Here is a 454-nt window from a genome sequence, read left to right as displayed (position 1 = left end):
GCCGGTTCTGATGCCGGGGAAAGGGCAGACGCACCGGGCCTATCTGTGGACCTATGTGACGGGTCGTGATAACGCCCCCGCCGTGGTGTACTACGAGTTACATCCCGGCCGCGGTGGGCGTTATGCACAGGCGTTTCTGGAAAAATGGGCCGGTGGCTACCTTGTTACGGATGACTATGCCGGTTACAACGCGCTGCATGCCCGGGCGGATATCACCGAAGCGGGTTGCTGGGCTCACGCCCGGCGCAAGTTTTTTGAGGTTTACCAGACCAGCCAAAGCACGGTGGCGAAACAGGCGCTGGAGGGGATCCGGGAATTGTATAAACTGGAGCGAAAAATTAAACACCGCCCCCCGGATAAGCGGCGTCAGTGGCGGCAGCGTTATGCGCGTCCCTGGCTGGATAAGTTCCACTCCTGGCTGCAAACCTGTCAGGCCAAAACCGCCCCCAACTCG

General features: G+C 60.1%; 1 protein-coding gene. It reads left to right on the top strand.

The features are described from left to right. Positions 1 to 454 (top strand): IS66 family transposase (locus tag Xkoz_RS19380; protein ID WP_141554468.1); only part of this gene is annotated, 454 nt, incomplete at both ends.

Source organism: Xenorhabdus kozodoii (genome assembly GCF_002632875.1).
GTDB classification, from domain to species: domain Bacteria; phylum Pseudomonadota; class Gammaproteobacteria; order Enterobacterales; family Enterobacteriaceae; genus Xenorhabdus; species Xenorhabdus kozodoii.
Note: the sequence above shows the minus strand (reverse complement) of the source record. Positions and strands in the feature narration are given on the sequence as shown.